Raw genomic sequence first — 1,617 nt, 5'->3', positions numbered from 1 at the left:
CGCTGCCTCCGCCCTCGCCTGACGAGGCCGCCGACCGGCCGTCCGCGTCGCCGCCGCTCGGGCACGGACGTCGTCGGGTGCGGTGCCGCGGCCCGGTCTAGGCTCGACGGCCGTGACCCAGCTCTGGATCGGCACGTACCCCGCGGCAGGCGCCGGCACCCCCGTGGGGCTCGGCGAGGGCATCTGGCGGGTGACGCTCGACGACGCGACCGGTGCGCTCGGCGACGCGTCGCTCGTGGTCACGCTGCCGTCGCCGTCGTTCGTCGCGGCCTCGCCCGACGGGCGCACGCTGCACGCGGCGCTGGAGGTCGAGGACGGCGAGGTGGTCACGCTCGCGGTCGACGAGGACGGCGGGCTGACCGAGCGGTCGCGTCGGGCGTCCGGCGGCGCGTACCCGTGCCACGTGTCGACGGACGTCGAGGGTCTCGTCGCCGTCGCCAACTACGGGTCCGGGCACCTCGGGCTGCTCGCGGCCGAGCCGTCCGCCGACGGCACCGCGCCGGCCACCTACGGCCACGAGGGCAGCGGACCCGTGACGGACCGGCAGGAGGGCACCCACGCGCACTACGCGATCCTCGCGCCGGGCGGGCGGCACCTCCTCGTCGCGGACCTCGGGACCGACGAGCTGCGCCGCTACCGCGTCGTCGACGGGGGCGTCGAGCCCGACGGGATCGCCGCGACCCTGCCGCCCGGGACCGGCCCGCGGCACGTGGGCTTCGCCGCGGACGGCCGCACCGCGTACGTCGCCGGGGAGCTCGACGTGCAGGTCCACGTCCTGACGTGGGACCCCGAGACCGCGACCGGCACCGCGAAGCAGACGGTTCCCGCGGTCGTCGGCGCGGCGACCGGCGACGACGCCGGCCGGACGGACCCGGTGCGCCACCCGGCGGGTTCGCTGCCCTCGCACCTGGCCGTGGACGGCGACGACGTGCTCGTCACGGTCCGCGGCGCCGACGTCCTCACGCGGTACTCGATCGGGCAGGACGGGAAGCTGTCCGACGGCCGCTCGCACCCGCTCGGCGGGCACTGGCCGCGCCACTTCGCGGTCGTCGGCCCGTGGGTCGTCGTCGCCCTGGAGCGCGCGCACCGCCTGGTGGTGCTGGCCGCGTCGGGCGAGGTCGTCTCGACCCTCGATCTCCCGTCGCCCACCTGCGTCCTCCCCGCCTGACCACTCGTCCTGCCCGCCCCCTCCTCCTGCTGCTTGACCACTCGTCCTGCCTGCCCCCTCCTCCTGCTTGACCACTCTTCCCGCCTGCCGGGTGGGTGGCGGGGGAGGGCGAGGTGGTCCTGCCGTGGCCGCTGCGGGCGCGCGGAGCGGCGCGGCGTCGTGACCGAATCGTGACCTTCTGCACTTACTGCCCTGTAAGTCTTTGTGGTCGACTGAGGCCAGCCGCGGGCGTACGCGATGCCGGGCGGGCGAGGGAGCCCGTCGACGGCAGGGGCCGCGGCCTCCGGCCGGTCAGGGGCCCGGCCGTGGTGTCACGAAGGAGTGACCGTGCTGCGTGCCCGTCCGACCCTGCGCACCCGCAGGACTCCCGCCCACCCGCTCGGCGCCACGCGCACCGGCGCCCGCTCCGGCCCACCGCGGTCCCCGCTCACCGCCGCCCTCGCGGCGAT

1 protein-coding gene is annotated in these 1,617 nt (G+C 76.9%); it reads left to right on the top strand.

Going from position 1 to position 1,617, the window contains the following annotated elements; genetic code table 11:
- Nucleotides 1-112: 112 nt before the first annotated feature.
- Nucleotides 113-1,168, top strand: coding sequence for a beta-propeller fold lactonase family protein (locus tag HGA02_RS18745; protein WP_168680843.1), 1,056 nt, complete (start codon nt 113-115; stop codon nt 1,166-1,168).
- The last annotated feature ends 449 nt before the right edge of the window (nt 1,169-1,617 follow it).

The sequence above is a fragment of the Cellulomonas septica genome (genome assembly GCF_012396155.1).
Lineage (GTDB): Bacteria > Actinomycetota > Actinomycetes > Actinomycetales > Cellulomonadaceae > Cellulomonas > Cellulomonas septica.
This window is presented reverse-complemented; position numbering and strand designations above follow the sequence as displayed.